We start from the raw sequence: 20,158 nt of genomic DNA on the forward strand, positions 1-20,158 counted from the left end.
CAGCTGGGCCCGATTCATGGACAAGCGATATTTTCTGAAACGCATCGGCGGCGCCGTTGTCTGGACAGGCGCCGCGTCATTGCTGGGCGCTGGCTTGGCCGGATGCAAGGATTCGGCCGAGGCGCCACCGAAAGCGTCGTTCAATGCGGTCGACATGACCGGCGCCGACTATGCCAAGGACTTCGCGCTCAGCGATGCCGACGGCAAGCCGCGCACGCTGGCCGATTTCAAAGGCAAGGTCGTGGTGCTGTTCTTCGGCTACGCGCAGTGCCCGGATGTCTGTCCGACGACCATGGTCGAGATGGCGCAGGTCAGACAGCAGCTGGGCGCCGACGGCGACAAGCTGCAGGTCGTGTTCGTCACCGTCGATCCGGCACGGGACACGCCCACGGTCATGAAGGCCTACACCAACGCCTTCGACCCCAGCTTCATCGCGCTGATTCCTACGCCCGAGCAGCTTGCCGCCATGGCCAAGGACTTCAAGTTCTATTACAAGAAGGTCGACGGCACCACGCCCACCAGCTACACGATGGACCATTCCGCCGCCAGCTACGTCTACGACACGCAGGGCCGGCTGCGTCTGTATGCGCGTTACGGTGCCGGCGTTGCGCCGATGGTGGCGGACGTGAAGACGCTGATCGGCCAGGCGTAGACCGACCGACCGGACGTCCGGCGTCAGTCGGCGGTGATGCCGCGCGCCTTGATCACACCGCCGAGCAGTGCGGTGTCGGCCTTAATCCGGTTCGCCAATCCCTCCGGCGACGAGCCGACCGCCTGCCAGCCCTGCATGAACAGTTTGCTGCGCGCATCCGGCTTGCGGACGATCTCGCCGATCAACGTGGCCAGCTTGTCGACAATGGGTTTCGGCATCGATTTCGGCGCCGCGACGGCATTCCAGATCTCCAGCTGAAAGCCCGGCACACCGAGTTCGGCGAGGCTCGGCAACTCCGGAACCAGCGTGCTTCGCACAGCCGATGTCACGCCGATGGCCCGCAGCTTGCTGGCTCGCACCTGTGCCATCGCCAGTGCCGGCGGCAGAAGCGCCCACTGCAACTGGCCGCCGATGATCCCGTTGATGACCTGCGGGTAACCGGGATAGGGCACATGCACCGATTGCGCCCTGAGCTGCCCGTTGAGCAACTCCATCCCCAGATGACCGACCGTGCCGACGCCCGGCGTGCCGTAGCTCCAGGCCGAGCCGGAAGCGCGGGCGGCCGCGAGAAAGTCGCCGGCCGTCGCACCGGGTGCGTTCGCTGGCGCTGCCAGCACCAGCGGCGCCACGCCGACCAGCGTGATCGGCTGCAGGTCGGCCAGCGGGTCGTACGGCAGGCGGCTGTTGAGCAGCTTCGCGATCGTCATGTTGCCGTTGATCATCACGCTGATGGTGTGGTTGTCGGTCGCGTGCGCCACCACTTCGCCGGCAATGTTGCCGCCCGCGCCGACGCGGTTCTCGACGATCACAGGTTGTCCGAGTGCCTTCGAGAGCGGCTCGGCGATCATGCGCGCCGTCAGGTCGGGCGTCGATCCGCCGGGAAAGCCGACGACGATGCGCAGCGGGCGGCTCGGCCAGCCATCGAGCGGAGCGGCGGCGAATGTGCCGGATGCCGTCGAAAGGATGAGAGCAGCAGTCAGTGCGTTAAACGAGCGGCGTGTGGTGAGGGCAGTCATGAAGGCGTGCAATGTGGGCGTGAAATCATGTCATCTATTGACATCGATGGCGGCAAGACCCATTGTGAAGCACTGTCCACCGAGAGAGAACTTCAATGACCAGCAGCTTGCACGTCAGCCTGCCCGACGATATGCGCCGGTTCGTCGATCATCGTGCCGACGGAACACAGCGCTTTTCTACGCCCAGCGAATATGTCCGCGCCTTGATACGTGACGATATGGAGAAGGAAGCGGAGCGCAATCATGTGCATCATGAGTTGTTGAAGTCGGCAGCGGATATCGATGCCGGCCGGCTGCATTTGGCTAACGCCGTCAGGGATCTTTCAGACCGGGTGCTGCAGGACCTGAAGACCGAATCGCGGGAATGATTCAGCCAACGTATTGCTTGACCCGAACGGCACTTTCCCATTTTGAAGAGGTGATTCGCGAAACGGCGCGTCGATGGGGATGGCGGCAGGCTGAAAGCTACCGAGATGCTTTGCTCGCCGGCTTTGATGGAATTGCCAAAGACAACCTGGCTTCGCGTCCTTCACGTCGGCAAGCGATCGCACAAGGCACAGATTTTTCTCTGCATCTGGTCGAGCACCATTACGTGTGCTTTATTCGTCGTGACCATGCATCTGTAATAGTTGCCGGCCTCTTTCACGAGCGAATGAACATCCCGGTTCGACTCAAGGAACTTCAAGCCCTGAGTTCCGGCGAGATCGCTGCGCTGCAAGCGACGATTGGGCGTGACGCTCCACTGCGTCAATAAGCAAAAAGCCCGGCACAGGCCGGGCTTTTTAAAGGGCGACAGGCGACTCGATCAGAAGTCCGCCAGCGCCTTCTTCATCTTCTTCATCGCCGCCACTTCGATCTGGCGAATGCGCTCCGCCGAAACGCCGTAGACAGCCGCCAGGTCGTGCAGCGTCATGCCGCCCGAACCGTCGTCGTTCACTTTGAGCCAGCGCTCTTCGACGATGCGGCGGCTGCGGTCGTCCAGCGCTTCGAGCGCAGTGGAAATGCCTTCGCTCGACAGCCGATCGTGGCGCTGCGATTCGAGCTGCGCGGTCGGCTCCTGGGTAGCGTCGGCAAGATAGGCGATCGGGCCGAAACCTTCTTCGCCATCGTCGGACGGGCTAGGGTCGAGCATGACGTCGCCGCCCGAGAGGCGCGTTTCCATCTCGAGGACTTCCTCGCGCTTGACGTTCAGGCGCGTGGCCATCGCACTCACTTCGGACGGGCTCAGCGTCTCGCGGTGGGTGCTCGCATCGGCAGCGGCCGCGTCGGCCTTGAAGCCCTGCTTCATCGAGCGCAGGTTGAAGAACAGCTTGCGCTGGGCCTTGGTCGTCGCGACCTTGACCATGCGCCAGTTCTTCAGGATGTACTCGTGGATTTCGGCCTTGATCCAGTGCATGGCGTAGCTCACCAGCCGGACGCCCTGGTCAGGATCGAAGCGCTTCACAGCCTTCATCAGGCCGATGTTGCCCTCCTGGATCAGGTCGCCATGCGGCAAGCCGTAGCCGAGGTACTGGCGCGAAATCGAGACCACGAGGCGCAGATGCGACAGAACCAGCGCACCGGCCGATTCGAGATCGTTATCGCTGCGCAGCTTGCGCGCAAAACCTTGTTCTTCCTCGAGCGTCAGCATCGGCAGGCGATTGGCTGCCGAGATGTAGGCGTCGAGATTGCCGAGCGGCGGAACCATCGACCATGGATTGGCGACGGCGAGCTGATGGGTCGTAGAGGCTCCAGACAGCGTTGTCATTGGGAAAACTCCTTCGTAATTCAACATATTAGCACTCGGTTAGAGCGAGTGCTAAGCCAAGGGTTCCCTCTCAAAGAGCATCCCTCGAGACGCGCAACGGGTAAAACCCCGATGGCATCGACTGATATTGACGCGATATGCGTTCGTCGGTTCGTACGACGAGACCCCGAAGCTGTTACGGAGTGTCGGCCGGTGCGACCGCAGCGCCTTCGATGCCATGACGTCGGAGAGCGTCGGACACGAAGCCGGTGGACTTCATTTCCTCGACATAAGCGTGCAGCGCGCGGGCAGCTGCCTCGCCACGGCCTTTCGGCACGCCCATCGCCTGCTGGATCACCATGAAGCGTCCCGGCAGGAGTCGCATGCCGGGCAGATCGCGGATGTCCGCTTCGAGTTGCTGGCGTACGCCTGCGGCCACTTCGACGCCTTGCTCGACGAATGTCGAAACCACGGTCGGCGAGGTCGGCGCACGCACGATTTCCGCGTTCTTCAGCTCCCGGCTCAGATACAGGTCATACGCACTGCCCTTGCCGACCACGATGCGGCGCCCTGCGCGGTCGACTTCGGCGTTGTCCTGCAACGGCGAATCCTGCCGGACCAGATACGCGCCCTCGATGAGCACATAGGGCGCGGTGAAAGCGATGCCCGCGCCTCGCAGCGGATCGATCGCGAAGAAGCCGATGTCGGCCTTTTCATCGGTGACGGCGTCCACCGACTTGCCGGCAGAGTCGAAGACAACCAGCTCCATCGGCACGCCCAGACGCTCCGCGAAACCGCGGGCCAGGTCGATCGACACGCCGGTCGGTTCACCGCCGGCCGAATCCTTGTTCACCAGGATCGGATTGCCACGATTGATGGAAGCGCGCAGCGTGCCGGTCGGCGCGAAGACGGAAATCAGGGATGCATCGATCGACATGAAGTTCTCCAGATAACAGTCCAGCTATCAGCCCAGCAGCGCCTGCGCGAACTCGCGCGCATTGAAGGTTTCCAGATCTTCCAGCTTTTCGCCGACGCCGATGAAATACACCGGAATCGGCCGTTCGCGGGCGATGGCGCAGAGCACGCCGCCCTTGGCGGTGCCGTCGAGCTTGGTGACGATCAGCCCGGTCAGGCCGAGTGCTTCGTCGAAGGACTTCACCTGCGACAGCGCGTTTTGTCCGGTGTTGCCGTCGATCACCAGCAGCACCTCGTGCGGCGCCGTGGCGTCCGCCTTGGTCACCGTGCGCTTGATCTTCTTGAGCTCGTCCATGAGATGCAGCTGCGTCGGCAGGCGGCCGGCGGTGTCTACCAGCACCACGTCCTTGCGGCGTGCCTTGCCGGCCTGCACCGCGTCGAAGCTGACGGCGGACGGGTCGCCGCCTGCGTTGCTGACGATTTCCACCGTGTTGCGGTCGGCCCAGATCAGCAACTGTTCGCGGGCTGCAGCACGGAATGTGTCGGCGGCGGCCAGCAGCACCGATGCGCCTTCGGTCGCCAGATGCTTGGTCAGCTTGCCGATGGAGGTGGTCTTGCCGGCGCCGTTGACGCCCGCGACCATGATCACGGTCGGCATGAATTTGCCGATGACCAGCGGCTTTTCCAGCGGCTTCAGCAAATCTGCGACGGCGTCCGCCAACAGCACGCGCACCTGCTGCGCATCGCGCGGCATCTGGGACTTGACGCGGCGGCGGAGGTCCTCGAGCAGGAATTCGGTTGCCTTGACGCCGGTGTCGGCCATCAGCAGTGCGGTTTCCAGCTCTTCGTACAGCGCGTCGTCGATCTGCGCGTTGACGAACACGGCCTGGATGCCGGTGCCGGTCTTGCGCAGGCCGGTCTTGAGCTTGTCCATCCAGCCTTTGCGTTCCAGCTCGGTCGAGGCGACGGTCGACGCGGGAGGGCGCGCCACAGGCGCGACCGGTGTCGGTGGAACCTCCGGCGTCTGGAACCAGCTGGCAGGCGAGAACTTCGACCGCGCCGGCTCGGCGGGCGGAGTTGCCGGGGATGCGACAGGGGCTACAACCGGTGAAGCAGAATCCGCAGCCGGTGCCGGCGGGGCTGCTGTCGTATCGGGCTGTGGTTTTTTCTTGAAGAAACTGAACATCGGTGCTTTTTTACAATCCGACCCATTCTATGAAACACCCCCTGCATCGCCGTACGGCGTCCGGCGTAGCGACGGCCATTGCGCTTCTGGCGTTCTGTGCATCGCCCGCTTTCTCGCAAACTTCCCCGACGCCGACATCGCCTTCCACGGCGTCCATGGCCGTTACGCCGCCCGGCACTGCCAGCCCGGTCCGTGCGCAGCAGTTCACGCTCGCCAACGGCATGACGTTGATCGTGCAGCCCGACCGCCGTTCGCCGACCGCAGTCAACATGGTCTGGGTGCGCGTCGGCTCGATCGACGAGGTCGACGGCACTTCCGGCGTCGCGCACGCGCTCGAACACATGATGTTCAAGGGCAGCAAGCGGCTAAAGCCGGGTGAGTTCTCGCGCCAGGTGGCGGCGCTCGGCGGTCAGGAAAACGCCTTCACCACCCGCGACTACACCGGCTATTACCAGCAGATTCCGTCGGCGAAACTGCCCGACGTCATGAAGCTGGAATCCGACCGTTTCGCCAACAACCAGTGGCCGGACGACGAATTCAAGCGCGAGATCGAGGTCATCAAGGAAGAGCGCCGCCTGCGCACCGAAGACCAGCCGCGCGCGCTGCTCGGCGAGCAACAGAACGCGGCCGTGTTCATCGCTTCGCCATACCACCGGCCGATCGTCGGCTGGATGAGCGATCTCGACGCCATGACGCCCGACGACGTGCGCGATTTCCATCGCCGCTGGTACGTTCCCGCCAACGCGGTGGTCGTGGTGGCCGGCGATGTCGATGTCGACAAGGTGCGCGCGCTGGCCGAATCGACCTACGGGCGCATACCGTCGGGCGCCGTGCCGGCGCGCAAGCCGCGCGAGGAGCCGGAGCAGCGCGGCATCCGGCGCATCGAGTTCAAGGCGCCGGCCGAGCAGGCCTATGTGGCGCTGGCGTTCCGCGCGCCGAAGTTCGATCCGGCCAGCCTTTCCGCAGCGGCGGGCACCGGCAATACGGAGAGCGACGATGCGCTCGCGCTGGTCGTGCTGTCGGCGTTGCTCGACGGCTATCCTGGCGCCCGGCTCGACCGCGCGCTGACGCAGGGGCCGGATCGCGTCGCCGATTCCGCCGGTTCGTACGGCGGTCTCGCATCGCGCGGTCTTCAGCTGTTCGAGCTCGAAGGCGTGCCTGCTGCCGGCAAGACGGCCGAAGCGGTCGAAGCTGCATTGCGCGCGGAAGTCGCCCGTGTGGCAAAGGACGGCGTCGGCGCTGCCGAGCTGGCGCGCGTCAAGACGCAATGGGTGGCAAGCCAGACCTACAAGCTCGATTCGGTGATGTCGCAGGCGCGCGAGTTGGGGGCGAACTGGATTCAGGGCCTGCCGCTGGATGCCAGCGCGCGGCTGATCGCCAAACTGCAAGCCGTGACGGCCGAACAGGTGAAGTCGGTGGCCGGCAAGTATTTCGGCGACGACCAGCTCACCGTCGCCACGCTTCGTCCGCTTCCGCTCGACCCGACCAAGAAACGCCGCCCGCCGCCGTCCGAAGGCGCAGCCGGCGCCATGCGCTGACCGAAAGAACCGACCCATCATGTTGTCCCTGAAGAAAACCGGCCTCGCTTTCGCCGCCTGCGCGGCCTTGTTGACGGGCCTCGGCGCCCACGCAGCCATTCCGATCCAGCACTGGACGCTCGCCAACGGCGCCAGGATCTACCTTGCAGCGACCGATGCGCTGCCCATCGTCGATGTGCAGGTCGACTTCGACGCCGGCAGCCGTCGCGATCCGGCCGCGCAGGCCGGTCTGGCCGGCGTGAGCGCGTCGATGGTCGAGAAGGGCGTTCGCGCCAGCGGCGGCGAGCCGGCGCTCGACGAGAACGCGCTCGGCGAAGCCTGGGCCGATCTCGGCGCCAGCTTCAATGCCGGGGCGGGTTCGGAGCGCATCAGCTTCTCGCTGCGTTCGCTGGCCGACCCGGCGCTGCTCGGCAAGGCCGTCGCGCTCGCTTCGCGCGAAATCGGCGAGCCGTCGTTCCCGGCCGACATCTGGGAACGCGAGCGCCAGCAGATCAACGCTGCGATCAAGGAAGCGAACACCAGGCCTGCGACGGTCGCCGGCCGCACATTCGCCAAGCTGGTCTACGGCAGCCAGCCGCTCGGCCAGGAAACCACCGAAGCGACATTGGCGGCCATCGACGTCGCCGCGATGCGCACGCGTTACGAGCGTCTGATCCAGCCGTGCCGCGCCAAGCTCAGCATCGTCGGCGCCGTGACGCGGGCGCAGGCCGAGGCGATCGCCACGCAGCTGCTGTCGCGCCTGCCCGCAACGACCGCTTGCGAGCCGTTGCCCGCCGTGCCGGAAGTCGCCGCGCTCACCGCACCGGCTGAAGAAAACGTGCCGTTCGATTCGGCGCAGGCGCATGTCATCGTCGGCCAGCCCGGCTATGTGCGGCGCGACCCGGATCATTTCGCGATGACGCTGGGCAACTACGTTCTCGGCGGCGGCGGTTTCGTGTCGCGGCTGATGAACGAGGTGCGCGAGAAGCGCGGCCTGGCCTACAGCGTCTACAGCGGGTTCTCGCCGGGGTTGCAGGCCGGCGCCTTCCGCGTTGCTTTTCAGACCCGGCCCGACCAGGCTGCGGCGGCGGTGAAGGTTTCGCGCGAAGTGCTGGCGAAATTCGTCGCCGAAGGACCGACGCCAGCGGAGCTCAAGGCGGCCAAGGACAACCTGATCGGCGGCTTTCCGCTGCTGCTCGACAGCAATGCCAAGCTGCTGGGCAACGTCGCGAACATCGCCTGGAACGACCTGCCGCTGGACTATCTCGACACCTGGACGGCGCGCATGAATGCCGTCACGGCGGCGGACATCAAGGCGGCTTTCGCGCGCAAGCTGCAGCCCGAACGCATGGTGACGGTGGTGGTGGGCGGAAAGCCCTGAGCTTGCAGGCTAAGCTCGGGCGCATGAAGAAGGTTTCTCCCCCCAAAGCCAAGCAGCCGTCCCACAAGGACAAGCGCCCGCACGAAGTGCGCATCATCGGTGGCCAGTGGAAGCGCACGCGCCTCGCCGTCGCCGACAAACCCGGTCTCCGCCCGACACCCGACCGCGTCCGCGAGACGCTGTTCAACTGGCTTGCCAGCATCGCCGGCGTCGGCGGCGGCGAACTTCCCGGATGGCAGGTCATCGATGCATTCGCCGGCACCGGCGCGCTGGGGCTCGAAGCGGCGTCGCGCGGTGCGACATCGGTGCTGCTCTGCGAGCAGGAGAGCGATCTGGTCGTGCAACTGCACAAGGCCAAGACAAAGCTCAAGGCCGAGATGGTGCGCATCGAGCGCGGCAACGGCGTCACGGCGGTCGAGCGCGCGGTGTCAGGCAGCGTGCATCTGGTGCTGCTCGATCCGCCGTTCGAATCGCCCGCCATCTACGAACCCGCATTGCGTGCCGCCGCCCGCGCTCTGCATCCGGACGGCGCCGTCTATCTCGAAGCGCCGCGCGTCTGGACCGACGAGGAACTCGCGCCGCTGGGCCTGCAGGTCTACCGTTACCTGAAGGCCGGCGCAGTGCACGCGCATCTGCTGCGGCCGCTCGATGCACCGGCAGCACCGGCGCTTCCGGCCGAAGCTGCTGAAGCTGCTCCGGCGCCGGACAGCCCAACTGCATAATTGGACAGATTCGAATCAGCACGGCCGCGATGGCCCAACGAGGAGTCCGAACGATGTCCAACGTGATCGCGGTTTACCCCGGCACATTCGATCCCATGACGCTCGGCCACGAAGACGTGGTCCGGCGCGCAACGCAGCTTTTCTCGCATGTGATCGTCGCGGTGGCTGCGGGTCATCACAAAAAGGCGCTGTTTCCGCTGCACGAGCGCATCGACATGGTCAATCAGGCCGTCAAGCCCTACAGCGCGAGCGTGACTGTCGAAAGCTTTTCCGGCCTGCTGCGCGACTTCGTCGTGTCGCGCGGCGGCAAGGCGATGGTGCGCGGCCTGCGCGCGGTCACCGACTTCGACTACGAATTCCAGCTCGCAGGCATGAACCGCTCGCTGATGCCCGATGTCGAGACCGTGTTTCTCACGCCGAGCGACAAATACCAGTTCATCTCCAGCACCTTCGTGCGCGAGATCGCGATGCTCGGCGGCGAGATCGACAAGTTCGTCTCGCCCTACGTGCAGGAAAAGCTAGTTGCCAAGGTGCGCAGCCTGGGACGCGAATAGTGCCCCGCGCACCTTCTACACCTTCCGCACTTTTACCTCGGCTGCATTCGCTGGGCGACGCCGCGCTGATGTGCGAGTTGCCGCCGCCCGCCACGCTGGCGCAGCAGCGGCAGATCTGGGCGCTTGCCACCGAGGCGCTGCAATGGCCGGCCGTGCATGAAGTCCTGCCCGGCATGAACAACCTCACGCTGATGTACGACCCGCGGCTGATCGATGCGACCGAACTCGAAATCCAGGTGCTGACCGCCTGGCCGCAACTCGCAGTGCCGGAGGACGAGCGCGATGCCCGCACCATCGAGATTCCGGTCGCCTATGGCGGCGTCGACGGTCCCGATCTGGCGGATGTCGCCGCGCACACGGGTCTTTCTGCCGAAGAAGTTGTGCGTCGCCATTCGGACGCCGAATACGTCGTCTACCTGCTCGGTTTCCTGCCCGGTTTCGGCTTCCTCGGTGGATTGCCGCCGGAACTCGCGACGCCGCGCCGCGCGGAGCCGCGTTCGGCGGTGCCCGCGCGCTCGGTCGGCATCGGCGGTTCGCAGACCGGCGTCTATCCGCTGGTGTCGCCGGGCGGCTGGCAGCTGATCGGCCGCACGCCGCTCGCGATGTTCGATCCGCAGGCGGCTGAACCGACCCTGCTGCGACCGGGCGACCGGGTGCGATTCGTCATCGAGAGCATCGACGCATGATCGTCGTCGCCAAACCCGGCCTGCTGGCCTCGGTGCAGGACCTCGGTCGCCACGGACTTCGCCAGCGCGGTATCTGTCCTGGCGGTGCGCTGGACGCGCTGGCGATGTCGCTGGCCAACCGGCTGGTCGGCAATGCCGAGTCCGCCGCAGGGCTCGAACTCACGATGGGCGGCTGCACGCTGCGCTTCGAGACCGCGACGCGGATCGCGCTGACCGGCGGCGATTTCGGCGCGCGGCTGGACGGCTTGCCGCTGTTCCCGAACTGGAGCGTTCCAGTTTCCGCCGGCCAGACGCTGACGCTCGCCGGCGCTGCCGCAGACAAACGCTCGCTGCGCACCTGGCTGGCCGTGGCCGGCGGCATCGACGTGCCGCCGATGCTCGGCTCGCGCAGTACCGATCTGAAGGCCGGCTTCGGCGGACATCAGGGTCGCGCGCTGAAGAAAGGCGACAGGTTGCCGTTGGGCGCAACGACGCTCGACGCAACGCAGCGCGCGCGCCGCGCATTCGGCCTGCGCGGACCCGAATGGGACATCGAGGGCAGGAAGAAAAGCGACTCGCTGTTCGGTGCCGGCGACGATGGCGAAGACTTCGGCGACGCAATCCCGCTGCGCGTGATGCCCGGCCCGGAATTCCATCAGTTCACGCCCGAGGCGCAGACCGCGTGGTATTCGGCGCCCTGGCGCATCACGCCGCAGAGCAACCGCATGGGAAGCCGGCTGGAGGCGGTCGACATGGGCGTTTCGCTGCAGCGCACGAACAAGGTCGACATGCTCTCGTCGGGCGTCATTCCCGGCACGGTGCAGGTGCCGCCGTCGGGCCAGCCGATCATCCTGATGGGCGATGCGCAGACGACGGGCGGCTATCCGCGCATCGGCGTGGTGATCCGGGCCGATCTCTGGAAGCTGGCGCAGGCGCCGCTCGGCGGACAGTTGCGGATGGTGCGGGTCGATACGACCGCTGCGCTCGCGGCATGGGAAGCGCAGCAGCGCTACCTGGCGCAAGTCCTGCAAGGCTTGAAAGCGGCCGGCTGGCCGATCATCGAAGGAGCAACCCATGCAGATTGACCTGAACGCCGACCTCGGCGAAGGCGCCGGCAGCGACGAAGCGCTGCTCGGGCTCGTCAGCTCGGCCAACATCGCCTGCGGCTGGCATGCCGGCGACGCGTCGACCATGCGCCAGTGCGTGCGCTGGGCCATCGACAACCACGTCGCCATCGGCGCGCATCCGAGTTTCCCCGACCGCGCCAATTTCGGCCGCAGCACCATGAACCTGCCGGTGCAGGAAGTCATCGACGGCATGCTTTATCAGATCGGCGCGCTGGCGGCCATCGTCAGGTCCGAGGGCGGTACGCTGGCGCACGTCAAGCCGCACGGTGCGCTCTACAACCAGGCGGTGAAGGAGCCCGAGCTTGCCGAGGCGCTGTGCGAAGCGGTGCGGCGTTTCGACCCGGGCCTGCGCTTCTTCGGGCTGGCCGGCAGCGGCATGATCGGCGCCGCCGAGCGCGCTGGGCTCAAACCGGTCGAGGAAGTCTTCGCCGACCGCGGCTACATGCCCGACGGCAGTCTGGTGCCGCGCAGCCAGCCGAATGCGCTGATCGTCGACGAGGACCAATCGCTGGCGCAGACGCTGTCGCTGGTGCGCGACCACCGGGTCACTGCCGTCGACGGCAGCGTGGTTTCGGTCAATGCGCAGAGCGTGTGTCTGCACGGCGACGGTGCCCATGCGCTGGCTTTTGCGCGCCGCATCCGCGAGACGCTGGAGCGCGAAGGCATCGCCATCATGGCGACCGGGGCCTAACGCTTCAGCGCATCCAGGCGGCTCAGCCAGTCGACCAGCGCCGCGTTCACCAGCGCCGGCTTTTCCATCGTCAGCATGTGACCGCATTGCGGCAGGAAGTGCAGTTCCGCCTGCGGCACGAGATCGGCGATGTCCTGCGAGCAGTCGGGCGCCGTCAGCCGGTCGCCGTCGCCGCACAGGACCAGCACCGGACAGCGCAGCGACGGCAGATGCTTGCGCGCGTCGGGCCGGTGCATCACGGCGCGGTTCTGGCGTATCAACTGCTCGACGCCTGCGTCCAGCACCAGTTCCACATAGCGACGCAGCAGCGCCTTGTCGGCGGCCTGCGCGGGATGAAAGGCGAACACGGCGTTGAATTCGATCAGCTCGCGCGCGTCGCCGCGCTCGAACAGGCCGATGGCCGATTCGCGCAGCTTGAACATCTCCGGTGTCTCCGGCCGCGGATTGGTGCCGAACAGGCCCAGCCCGACGATGCGATCCGGCGCTTGTCGCGCCGCTTCCATCGCGACCATGCCGCCCATCGACGCGCCGCAGAGGATCAGTGGCCCATCGTGTTCGGCCAATACGGCGGTCGCCATTGCTTCGGCGCGGTCGTGGCGCGTGTGGGCGTCGGTGACGCTTGTTTTCAGCGGAAAGGGAAGGCCGGCGACGGCGGCCAGCTGCGATTGCCAGATGCGTGCGTCGCAGGCGAGACCGGGCAGAAAGACGAGTTGGGGCGTTGAAGACATATTTACATTTTCAGCGAGGACAATCCCGAAGCATGTCCATACCGAACGCAACTGAAATCATTCTTGTCCGGCACGGCGAAACCGCCTGGAACCGCGAACTGCGCTTCCAGGGCCACGTCGACATTCCGCTCAACGATGCCGGCCACGAGCAGGCGCGTCGGGTCGGTCTCCGGCTGGCCGGCGAAGCGGTCGACCATGCGTTCAGCAGCGACCTGATGCGCGCGCAGCAGACCGCAGCCCCGGCGGCGCAGCAGCTCGGGCTGAAGGTGGTGACGCAGGCCGGACTGCGCGAGCAGCATTTCGGTGTCGTCGAGGGATTGCGGGCCGAGGACATCCGGCAGTTGCATCCGCGCGCCTGGGAAGACTGGCTGGAATTTCGGGAAGACCACGCGATGCCCGAAGGCGAGTCGGCGCGGCAGTTCCATGCGCGCGTGATCGGCGCGCTGGGCGCGATTGCGGCCGCGCATGCCGGGAAGAACCTGCTGGTCGTCACGCACGGCGGCGTGCTGGACATGGTCTGGCGCACCGCGCACGGGCTGGGCCTGAACGGGCCGCGGCAGAGCGACATTCCGAATGCGGGCATCAACCGCATCCGGCTGGCGAATTCGGAAAAGCCGACGGAGATCGAAATTCTTTATTGGGCCGACACGCGCCATCTGGCCGACCTGCCGCCGCAGCCGGTGTACGACCAGCGGCGGCATCTCGAGAAGAAGTAGAGGCGGCACCGTGCGGTCGTGCCTGGCATCTCAAGCCAGTGCATCCAGCCCCAACGCGCCGTACACAGCCCCGGTCTGCCGGCGCAACCGCAGCGACTCCGGCTGCCCGTTGAGCTGCTGCTGAAGAATTCCCTGCGCCGCCGCCAGCGTGCGCTCAGTGCCGGCACGCACGAGCGCATCGAGATACACCTGATCGAACAGATCGCGCTGCGCATGGCTGCCGCCGATTTCGATCAGTCTGGGAAGCGCCGTGCCGAGCCCTTCGACGGCAGCAACGAAATCGCCGCGCGCATGTGCTAGCAGGCCGTTCGCTGCCGGCACGCAGACGCGCTCCCACGCGGGGCGCGTCGCGGCAGGCGCCTGCGCGGCGAAGGTTTCGATGTTCCGCAGCAGCGTGTCGGCTTCGGGTCGGCCGGCGCGCGCGAGTCCGTAGAGATATTGCAGGTCGAGGAACGGCAGCACATGGTCGTCCAGCCGATTCGTCAGCCGCTGCGCCACATCGTCCCAGCGCGTACCGACATCGATGCCCGACAGCTCGAAGCGCGCCAGCAACGACACCGCGCCGATCTGGTCCTGCGAATAGTCCTTGGCAACGCCCCACACGTGGTCGTCGTACACGGCGAGCGCCTCGTCGTCGCGGCCGAGGTCGATCAGGAACAGCGCCACATGCCACCAGTTGTGCGTGACCATGAACGAGTTCAGGCCGGTCCATGTGTCGCTCACGCCGCGCATGAAATCCAGGCCCTCGGCGAGCCGGCCTTCGGTCAGCATCACGTGGCCCAGGGCGTGATGCGCCCACGGCTCCTTCCGGCACATGCCGACCGCATTGCGCGCGCTGGCCTCGGCGTCGCGCATCAGGTGGCATTGCTCGTAGCCGAACGCGGCCATACCGTGCATGTAGGGCACGTCGGCAGCGGCGGGCAGCGCAGACAGCGCAAGCCGCAGCATGCCGGGACAGTCGCCGGTGTTGAAGCAGTGGTACTGGCCGAGCTTGACCGAGACGAGGTCGCGCGGATGTTCGCGTGCCTGTTCCTGATGCAGCGCGATGGCGCCGGCAACGTCGCCGTCGATCCATGCGGAGACGGCGGCGATGAAACGCTGTTCTCGTGTGGTCGTGCGGAACGCGCCGACCTGCGCGCGGTCGATGAAGCGTCGCGCTTCGGGCGCACCCTCGCGCGACTCGGAGAACATGTGCAGCGCGGCGCAGTACGCTTGCACTAGCGGACTGCGATCTTCGGCGGCTGCAAGCACATCGGCGGCCCGCGCTTCGCAGGAAATGAACCCTCCGACAAATGCGTCGACGGCGGCCAGCGCAGCCGGATCGACCAGCGTGACCGGATTGCCGAGTGCGTCGATCGTCATGGTGTCAGCCAGCCACGCTCAGGACCAGGACAGCGCCGAGAGATCGTTCGCGAAGATCGGCAGCTCCTTCCAGAGACCTTTCACATTCTTCTTCGCGATGGTCGGGAATTGAGGCTGGTACAGGAAGCCGTTGGCCGCATCCTCCGCCAGCATCTTCTGCGCATCGCCGAGCAGCTTGTTGCGCTCGGTGGCGTTCGACGTGTTCTTGATCTTGTCGTACAGCGCGACGAAGGGTTTCGACTGGTAGCCCCAGTAGTAATCGGACTTCGCGTAGTTGCCGATGTCGAAGGGCTCGACGTGCGAGATCAGCGACAGGTCGTAATTCTTCGCGCCGTAGGTGCCGCTCAGCCACTGTGCCCACTCGACGTTCTGCACCTTCACCACGATGCCGATCTTGGCGAGCTGCGCGACGATCATCTCGCCGCCCTGGCGCGCATACGGCGGCGGCGGCAGCGTCAGCGTGAGTTCGAGCGGCAACTTGACGCCGGCTTCGGCCAGAAGCTTCTTCGCCTTCTCGACGTCGAACGGATTGATCGCGGTCGTGTCGATGAAACCCGCCGCGCCCGGCACGTAATGGCTGCCGATCGGCGTGCCGAAGCCGTCCGCCGCACCTTCGACGATCGCCTTGCGGTCGATGGCTGCGAGGATGGCACGGCGCACGCGCACGTCGTCGAGCGGCTTCTTCGCGTTGTTGATCGCCAGGATCGTCTTGGCGCGCGAGCCGGCCAGGATCACCTGGAACTGCGGATTGCCCTTGAACTGCGCCACGATGCGCGTGCCGGCGCGCGGGAATACGTCGACGTCGCCGGCCATCAGCGACGCGGCCTGCGCAGCGGCGTCCGAGATGAAGCGGAAGGTGACCTTGGCGATCTTCGCCTGGCCCGGGTTGCGGTATTCGGCCCACTTGCCGAGCACCAGCGACGCGCCCTTGTTGTAAGCATCCAGCTTGTACGGACCGGTACCGACCGGCTTGGCGGCGTTGGTGTCGGCGCTCTTGGGCTCGACGATGACGGCCGTCGCCTGACCGAGCGCGAACGGGAAGTCCGGGTCGATTTCCTTGGTCAGCAGGACCACGGTGTAGTCGTCGATCACCTGCACGCCGATGCTGGCGAAGGTGCGCTTGTCCTTGTTGGTGCTCTTGTCGCTGCCGGCGCGCTCGAAGCTGAACTTCACGGTCTGCGCATTGAACGGCTCGCCGTTCTGGAACTTCACCCCCTTGCGCAGGCGGAAGGTGTAGGTCTTGAGGTCGGGCGACACGTCCCAGCTCTCGGCCAGCAGCGGCGTCACGCTGCCGTTCTCGTTGATCTTGGTGAGCGTCTCGTAGATGTTGTAGAGCGTGACTTCGGAGATCGACGCTGCAGCGCTGGTCGTAGGGTCGAGCCCGGTCGGCTCCAGCGTCATGCCCAGCACGATGGCGTCTTTGCGGTTCTGCGCCAGGGCGGCGAGCGGCGAGGCCAGCGCCACGGCGGCGCTGCCGGTGGCGAGGAGGGTGCGGCGATTCAGCATTCGAAAAATCTCCAGGTTGGAATTCAGGTTCGCGCCATTGCCAGCGTTTTCGATGTCGTCGGCATGTGCGGCACGGCGTCGAGCAGGCTTCGCGTGTATGGGTGCTGCGCGTCTCGGAACAGCCGCTCCGGCGGGCCTTGTTCGACGATCTTGCCCTTCAGCACCACGGCCACGTCGTCGCACAGATGGTTCACCACGGCGAGATCGTGGCTGATCAGAAGATAGCTGATGCCGAACTGCTGCTGCAGATCCTGCATCAGGTTGAGCACCTGCGCCTGGACCGACACGTCGAGTGCGCTGACCGGTTCGTCGGCGACGATCAGTTTGGGTCGCGTGATCAATGCCCGCGCGATGGCGATGCGCTGGCGCTGGCCGCCGGAGAATTCGTGCGGGTATTTGTCGAGATCGGTGGTGCGCAGCCCGACGGCCGATAGCGACTCGGAGGCGCGCTCGCGCTGTTCGGAGCGACTGCTTCCGGCCAGCGCTTCGAGCGGCTCGGCAACGATGCGCGCCACCGTCTGCCGCGGATCGAGCGAGCCGTACGGGTCCTGGAACACCATCTGGAAATCGCGTCGCGCGGTACGCAGTTCGGAAGTCGAAATCTTGTGCAGATTGCGCCCGAGCATTTGCACACTGCCGGAAGTCGGTTTGTCGAGCGCCATCACGAGGCGCGCGATGGTCGATTTGCCCGAACCCGATTCGCCGACGATGCCCAGACTGCGACCTGCCTCGACGGTGAAGCTCACGCCGTTCAGCGCCTTCACGGTATTCACCGGGCCTAACAGCGATTCGCGAGGCATCGGATAGTGGCGGACCAGGTCGGTGACCTGCAGCAGCGGCGCGATGTTCGCGGTCATGCTGACGACCTCTGCGCTGCGGCGACGTCGTCGAGCCGGATGCAGCGCACGACGTGGTCGTTCGGCAGCAAGACGGCCGGCGGTCGCGTGGTTTCGCAAGCGTCGATGGTGAAGGCGCAACGTCCTGCGAACGGGCAGCCCGGCGGCATGTCCATCAGTTCCGGCACGCTGCCACGGATCGTCGCGAGCCGCCCACCGCGCGGCGCGCCCAGCACCGGCCGGGCCGCGAAAAGCCCTTGCGTGTACGGATGTGCGCGCTCTGCGAAAACCGTTGCGGTCGGACCGCTCTCGACCACCGTGCCGCCGTACATCACCAGCATCCGCGACACCGTGTTGGCGATCACGCCCAGGTCGTGCGAGATCAGGATCAGCGCCATGCCGCGCTCGGCGACCAAGTTCTTGATGAGGTCGAGGATCTGCTTCTGGATCGTGACGTCGAGCGCGGTCGTCGGTTCGTCTGCGATCAGCAGGTCGGGTCCGCAGGCCAGCGCCATCGCGATGCCGATGCGCTGCCGCTGCCCGCCGGAGAACTGGTGCGGATAGGCGTCCAGGCGCGAAGCGGCATCCGGAATGCCGACCCGCTCCAGCAGCGCCAGCACTTCCTTGCGCGCAGCAGCGCCGGTCAGCCCGCGATGCAGCCGCAGCGGTTCGCCGACCTGTCGCGCCACCGTGTGGACCGGGTTCAGCGCCGTCATCGGCTCCTGAAAAATCATGCCGATGCGGTTGCCGCGAATTTTGCACATCGCGCGCTCGTCCAGGCCGACCAGTTCTGTGCCGTCGAAACGGATGCTGCCGCCCACCTGAGCGCTCGAAGGCAGCAGCCCCATCAGCGACTGCACCGTGATCGACTTGCCGCAGCCCGATTCGCCGACGATGCCCAGCGTCTCGCCGCGCTCCAGCGCGAAGCCGATGTCGCGCACCGCATCGGCCGGGCCGCGCTGCGTCTGCAGGCGGATGTGGAGGTCTTCGACTTGGAGGAGTGGCATGGTTCAGCGTGCCCTTGCCAGGCGCGGGTCGAGCAGGTCGCGCAGACCGTCGCCGAGCAGGTTCAGCCCGAGCACCGCGAGCGCGATCGCCACGCCCGGAAACACGGCAAGCAGCGGCGCCTGGAACATCAGCGTCTGCGCCTCGCTCAGCATGCGTCCCCACGACGGTTGCGGCGGCTGCGTGCCGAGCCCGAGGTATGACAGCGCCGCCTCGGCCAGGATAGCAATGGCGAAGCGGATCGTGATCTGCACGATCAGCACTGCGGAAATGTTCGGCAGCACATGCTGGAAAGTGATCGAGAACGCGCCCTTGCCGCAGGCGCGCGCCGCGGCGATGTACTCGCGCGACCAGATCGCGTTGGCCGATGCGCGGGTGATGCGCGCGAAGGTCGGGATGTTGTAGATGCCGATCGCGACGATCGCGTTCACGATGCCCGGCCCGAAGACCGCCGTCATCATGATGGCCGACAGGATCGCCGGGAACGCGAGCGAGAAGTCCGAGAGCCGCATGATCGCTTCCTCGACCCAGCCGCGCCGCGCCGCAGCCAGCAGGCCGAGCCCTGTACCGACGACCAGTCCTATGCCGACCGCGATCACGCCGACCAGGATCGACGCCCGCGCGCCAACCAGCAACAGCGAAGCGACATCTCGCCCGAAGCTGTCGGTCCCGAGCCAGTGCGACCAGCTTGGCGGCTGCATCTTGCTCGGCATGTCCATTTCGTAAGGCGACCACGGCGTCCAGATCAGAGACACGGTCGCGGCGAGCACCAGCAACAGCGTGAGCACGGCGCCGATGGCGAAGCTGCGGTGGCGCAGTGCGCGGTGCCAGAAGCCAGGGAGTTTGAGCGCGGCGCCGCTCGGCGCCAAGACGGGGAGGGCGCTCATATGTCGGACGCCTTGATGCGAGGGTCTATGACGGCATAAAGCACGTCCACGATGAAATTGACGATGACAACCATTGCCGCCAGCAGCATCACGCAATTGCGCACCACGACCAGATCGCGGTTGCTGATCGCCTGAAAGATCAGCCGGCCGAGTCCCGGCAGATAGAACACGTTTTCCACCACGATCGTTCCGGCGAGCAGCTCGGAGAACTGCATGCCCATCACCGTGATGACCGGGATCATCGCGTTGCGCAGCACGTGCGTCCACAGAACGGCGCGCCGCGAAACGCCCTTGGCTCGCGCAGTGCGGACGAATTCTTCTCGCATCACCTCGAGCACCGCAGAGCGCGTGATGCGCGCGAGGATCGCCGCCTGCACGACTGCCAGCGAGAGCGCCGGCAGCAGCAGCGATTTGAGGCCGGCGAATATGCCTTCGCCCCAGCCATCGAAACCGCCGGCAGAGAACCATTTGAGCTGCACCGAGAACACCAGGATCAGCAGGATCGCGAACCAGAAATTCGGGATCGCGATGCCTACCTGCGTCATGCTCATCAGTCCGACGTCACCGAGCTTGTTGTGGCGTGCCGCAGCCGTCACGCCGACGAGAAGCGCCAGCACGGTGGTCAGCGCCATCGCCATCAGCGCCAGCGGCACGGTGAGCGCGAGGCGCTCGAGGATCAGGTCGAGCACCGGCGAGCTGTACGCATAGCTGTCGCCGAGATTGCCGGTCAGCATGCCGCCGACCCAGTGCCAGTAGCGCGTCCAGGCCGGCTGGTCGAGGCCGAGCTTGACGGCGAGCGCGGCGACGGCATCGGGTGCGGCATCGGGCCCCAGCATCAACTGCGCAGCATTGCCGGGCAGGATTTCGAGGACCAGGAAAACGATGATCGAAGCGCCAATCAGGGTGCCGATCAGCGTCGCAAAGCGCTTGAAAATGAAGAGGCTCATGGGGCGAAGCGCAGCATAA

The 20,158-nt window shown here is 65.9% G+C and carries 22 protein-coding genes; 11 read left to right on the forward strand and 11 right to left on the reverse strand.

All coding sequences use genetic code 11. The features are described 5' to 3' along the window. Positions 1-16 precede the first annotated feature (16 nt). Positions 17-652 carry an SCO family protein gene (locus ACSFA3_RS20465; RefSeq protein WP_435507325.1) on the forward strand — a complete coding sequence of 212 codons (636 nt, stop codon included), beginning with the start codon at positions 17-19 and terminating at the stop codon, positions 650-652. Between the two features lie 23 nt (positions 653-675). Here ACSFA3_RS20465 and ACSFA3_RS20470 read toward each other — a convergent pair whose 3' ends face one another. Beyond that, positions 676-1,668, reverse strand: coding sequence for a Bug family tripartite tricarboxylate transporter substrate binding protein (locus ACSFA3_RS20470; RefSeq protein WP_435507326.1), 993 nt, complete (start codon positions 1,666-1,668; stop codon positions 676-678). 95 nt (positions 1,669-1,763) lie between these two features. Between ACSFA3_RS20470 and ACSFA3_RS20475 the strand changes: the two genes are divergently transcribed. Then, the gene (locus ACSFA3_RS20475) at positions 1,764-2,036 is read left to right on the forward strand and encodes a ribbon-helix-helix domain-containing protein (protein WP_435507327.1); all 273 of its coding nucleotides are present in this window, start codon (positions 1,764-1,766) and stop codon (positions 2,034-2,036) included. Beyond that, on the forward strand, positions 2,033-2,422 hold the full coding sequence (locus ACSFA3_RS20480; protein ID WP_435507328.1) for a type II toxin-antitoxin system RelE/ParE family toxin: 390 nt from the start codon (positions 2,033-2,035) through the stop codon (positions 2,420-2,422). The genes ACSFA3_RS20475 and ACSFA3_RS20480 overlap by 4 nt, the downstream gene beginning before the upstream one ends. Before the next feature lie 51 nt (positions 2,423-2,473). On the opposite strand, the gene rpoH is transcribed toward ACSFA3_RS20480, so the two are convergent. From rpoH to ftsY, 3 genes are all read right to left on the reverse strand, one after another. Beyond that, on the reverse strand, positions 2,474-3,415 hold the full coding sequence (gene rpoH / locus ACSFA3_RS20485; protein ID WP_435507329.1) for an RNA polymerase sigma factor RpoH: 942 nt from the start codon (positions 3,413-3,415) through the stop codon (positions 2,474-2,476). 175 nt (positions 3,416-3,590) lie between these two features. Further along, on the reverse strand, positions 3,591-4,331 hold the full coding sequence (locus tag ACSFA3_RS20490) for an ABC transporter substrate-binding protein (protein WP_435507330.1): 741 nt from the start codon (positions 4,329-4,331) through the stop codon (positions 3,591-3,593). A 27-nt stretch (positions 4,332-4,358) separates the two neighbouring features. Next, positions 4,359-5,495 carry a signal recognition particle-docking protein FtsY gene (gene ftsY / locus ACSFA3_RS20495; protein WP_435507331.1) on the reverse strand — a complete coding sequence of 379 codons (1,137 nt, stop codon included), beginning with the start codon at positions 5,493-5,495 and terminating at the stop codon, positions 4,359-4,361. A gap of 29 nt (positions 5,496-5,524) precedes the next feature. Here ftsY and ACSFA3_RS20500 point away from each other — a divergent pair, with 29 nt between their 5' ends. The 7 genes from ACSFA3_RS20500 (at position 5,525) to pxpA (ending at position 12,152) form a co-directional block, all read left to right on the forward strand. After that, on the forward strand, positions 5,525-7,033 hold the full coding sequence (locus tag ACSFA3_RS20500; protein WP_435507332.1) for a M16 family metallopeptidase: 1,509 nt from the start codon (positions 5,525-5,527) through the stop codon (positions 7,031-7,033). Between the two features lie 19 nt (positions 7,034-7,052). Next, positions 7,053-8,393, forward strand: coding sequence for a M16 family metallopeptidase (locus ACSFA3_RS20505; RefSeq protein ID WP_435507333.1), 1,341 nt, complete (start codon positions 7,053-7,055; stop codon positions 8,391-8,393). A gap of 23 nt (positions 8,394-8,416) precedes the next feature. Further along, positions 8,417-9,115: an RsmD family RNA methyltransferase gene (locus tag ACSFA3_RS20510; protein ID WP_435507334.1), complete on the forward strand. Its 699-nt coding sequence runs from the start codon at positions 8,417-8,419 to the stop codon at positions 9,113-9,115. Positions 9,116-9,168: 53 nt separating this feature from the next. After that, positions 9,169-9,669, forward strand: coding sequence for a pantetheine-phosphate adenylyltransferase (gene coaD, locus ACSFA3_RS20515; RefSeq protein WP_435507335.1), 501 nt, complete (start codon positions 9,169-9,171; stop codon positions 9,667-9,669). A 68-nt stretch (positions 9,670-9,737) separates the two neighbouring features. After that, positions 9,738-10,355 (forward strand): 5-oxoprolinase subunit PxpB, encoded by a 618-nt coding sequence (pxpB, locus tag ACSFA3_RS20520; RefSeq protein WP_435507401.1) that lies wholly within the window; start codon positions 9,738-9,740, stop codon positions 10,353-10,355. Continuing rightward, complete coding sequence (locus ACSFA3_RS20525; RefSeq protein ID WP_435507336.1) at positions 10,352-11,419, forward strand: 5-oxoprolinase subunit C family protein; 1,068 nt, start codon at positions 10,352-10,354, stop codon at positions 11,417-11,419. The genes pxpB and ACSFA3_RS20525 overlap by 4 nt, the downstream gene beginning before the upstream one ends. Further along, positions 11,409-12,152, forward strand: a complete 744-nt coding sequence (pxpA, locus tag ACSFA3_RS20530) for a 5-oxoprolinase subunit PxpA (RefSeq protein WP_435507337.1) — start codon at positions 11,409-11,411, stop codon at positions 12,150-12,152. Before ACSFA3_RS20525 ends, pxpA begins: the two co-directional genes overlap by 11 nt. Here the strand turns inward: pxpA and ACSFA3_RS20535 are convergent. Beyond that, positions 12,149-12,880: an alpha/beta fold hydrolase gene (locus tag ACSFA3_RS20535; RefSeq protein WP_435507338.1), complete on the reverse strand. Its 732-nt coding sequence runs from the start codon at positions 12,878-12,880 to the stop codon at positions 12,149-12,151. The two genes, pxpA and ACSFA3_RS20535, sit on opposite strands and share 4 nt — an antisense overlap. Before the next feature lie 32 nt (positions 12,881-12,912). On the opposite strand from ACSFA3_RS20535, the gene ACSFA3_RS20540 reads away from it, so the two are divergent. After that, complete coding sequence (locus ACSFA3_RS20540; RefSeq protein ID WP_435507339.1) at positions 12,913-13,596, forward strand: histidine phosphatase family protein; 684 nt, start codon at positions 12,913-12,915, stop codon at positions 13,594-13,596. A 30-nt stretch (positions 13,597-13,626) separates the two neighbouring features. Here ACSFA3_RS20540 and ACSFA3_RS20545 read toward each other — a convergent pair whose 3' ends face one another. Genes ACSFA3_RS20545 through ACSFA3_RS20570 form a run of 6 tightly spaced genes read right to left on the reverse strand, consistent with a single transcriptional unit; the run spans position 13,627 to position 20,139 of the window. Then, on the reverse strand, positions 13,627-14,958 hold the full coding sequence (locus tag ACSFA3_RS20545; protein WP_435507340.1) for a tetratricopeptide repeat protein: 1,332 nt from the start codon (positions 14,956-14,958) through the stop codon (positions 13,627-13,629). An 18-nt stretch (positions 14,959-14,976) separates the two neighbouring features. Then, a complete protein-coding gene (locus ACSFA3_RS20550; RefSeq protein WP_435507341.1) occupies positions 14,977-16,464 on the reverse strand; it encodes an ABC transporter substrate-binding protein in 1,488 nt (495 codons plus the stop codon). A 23-nt stretch (positions 16,465-16,487) separates the two neighbouring features. Further along, positions 16,488-17,321 carry an ATP-binding cassette domain-containing protein gene (locus ACSFA3_RS20555; RefSeq protein ID WP_435507342.1) on the reverse strand — a complete coding sequence of 278 codons (834 nt, stop codon included), beginning with the start codon at positions 17,319-17,321 and terminating at the stop codon, positions 16,488-16,490. After that, positions 17,318-18,307 carry an ABC transporter ATP-binding protein gene (locus tag ACSFA3_RS20560; protein WP_435507343.1) on the reverse strand — a complete coding sequence of 330 codons (990 nt, stop codon included), beginning with the start codon at positions 18,305-18,307 and terminating at the stop codon, positions 17,318-17,320. Before ACSFA3_RS20560 ends, ACSFA3_RS20555 begins: the two co-directional genes overlap by 4 nt. Positions 18,308-18,310: 3 nt before the next feature. Continuing rightward, a complete protein-coding gene (locus ACSFA3_RS20565) occupies positions 18,311-19,192 on the reverse strand; it encodes an ABC transporter permease (protein ID WP_435507344.1) in 882 nt (293 codons plus the stop codon). Then, complete coding sequence (locus tag ACSFA3_RS20570) at positions 19,189-20,139, reverse strand: ABC transporter permease (RefSeq protein ID WP_435507345.1); 951 nt, start codon at positions 20,137-20,139, stop codon at positions 19,189-19,191. The genes ACSFA3_RS20565 and ACSFA3_RS20570 overlap by 4 nt, the downstream gene beginning before the upstream one ends. Positions 20,140-20,158: the final 19 nt, after the last annotated feature.

This window comes from Variovorax glucosi, assembly GCF_051216695.1.
In the GTDB taxonomy this organism is placed as follows: Bacteria; Pseudomonadota; Gammaproteobacteria; order Burkholderiales; family Burkholderiaceae_C; genus Variovorax.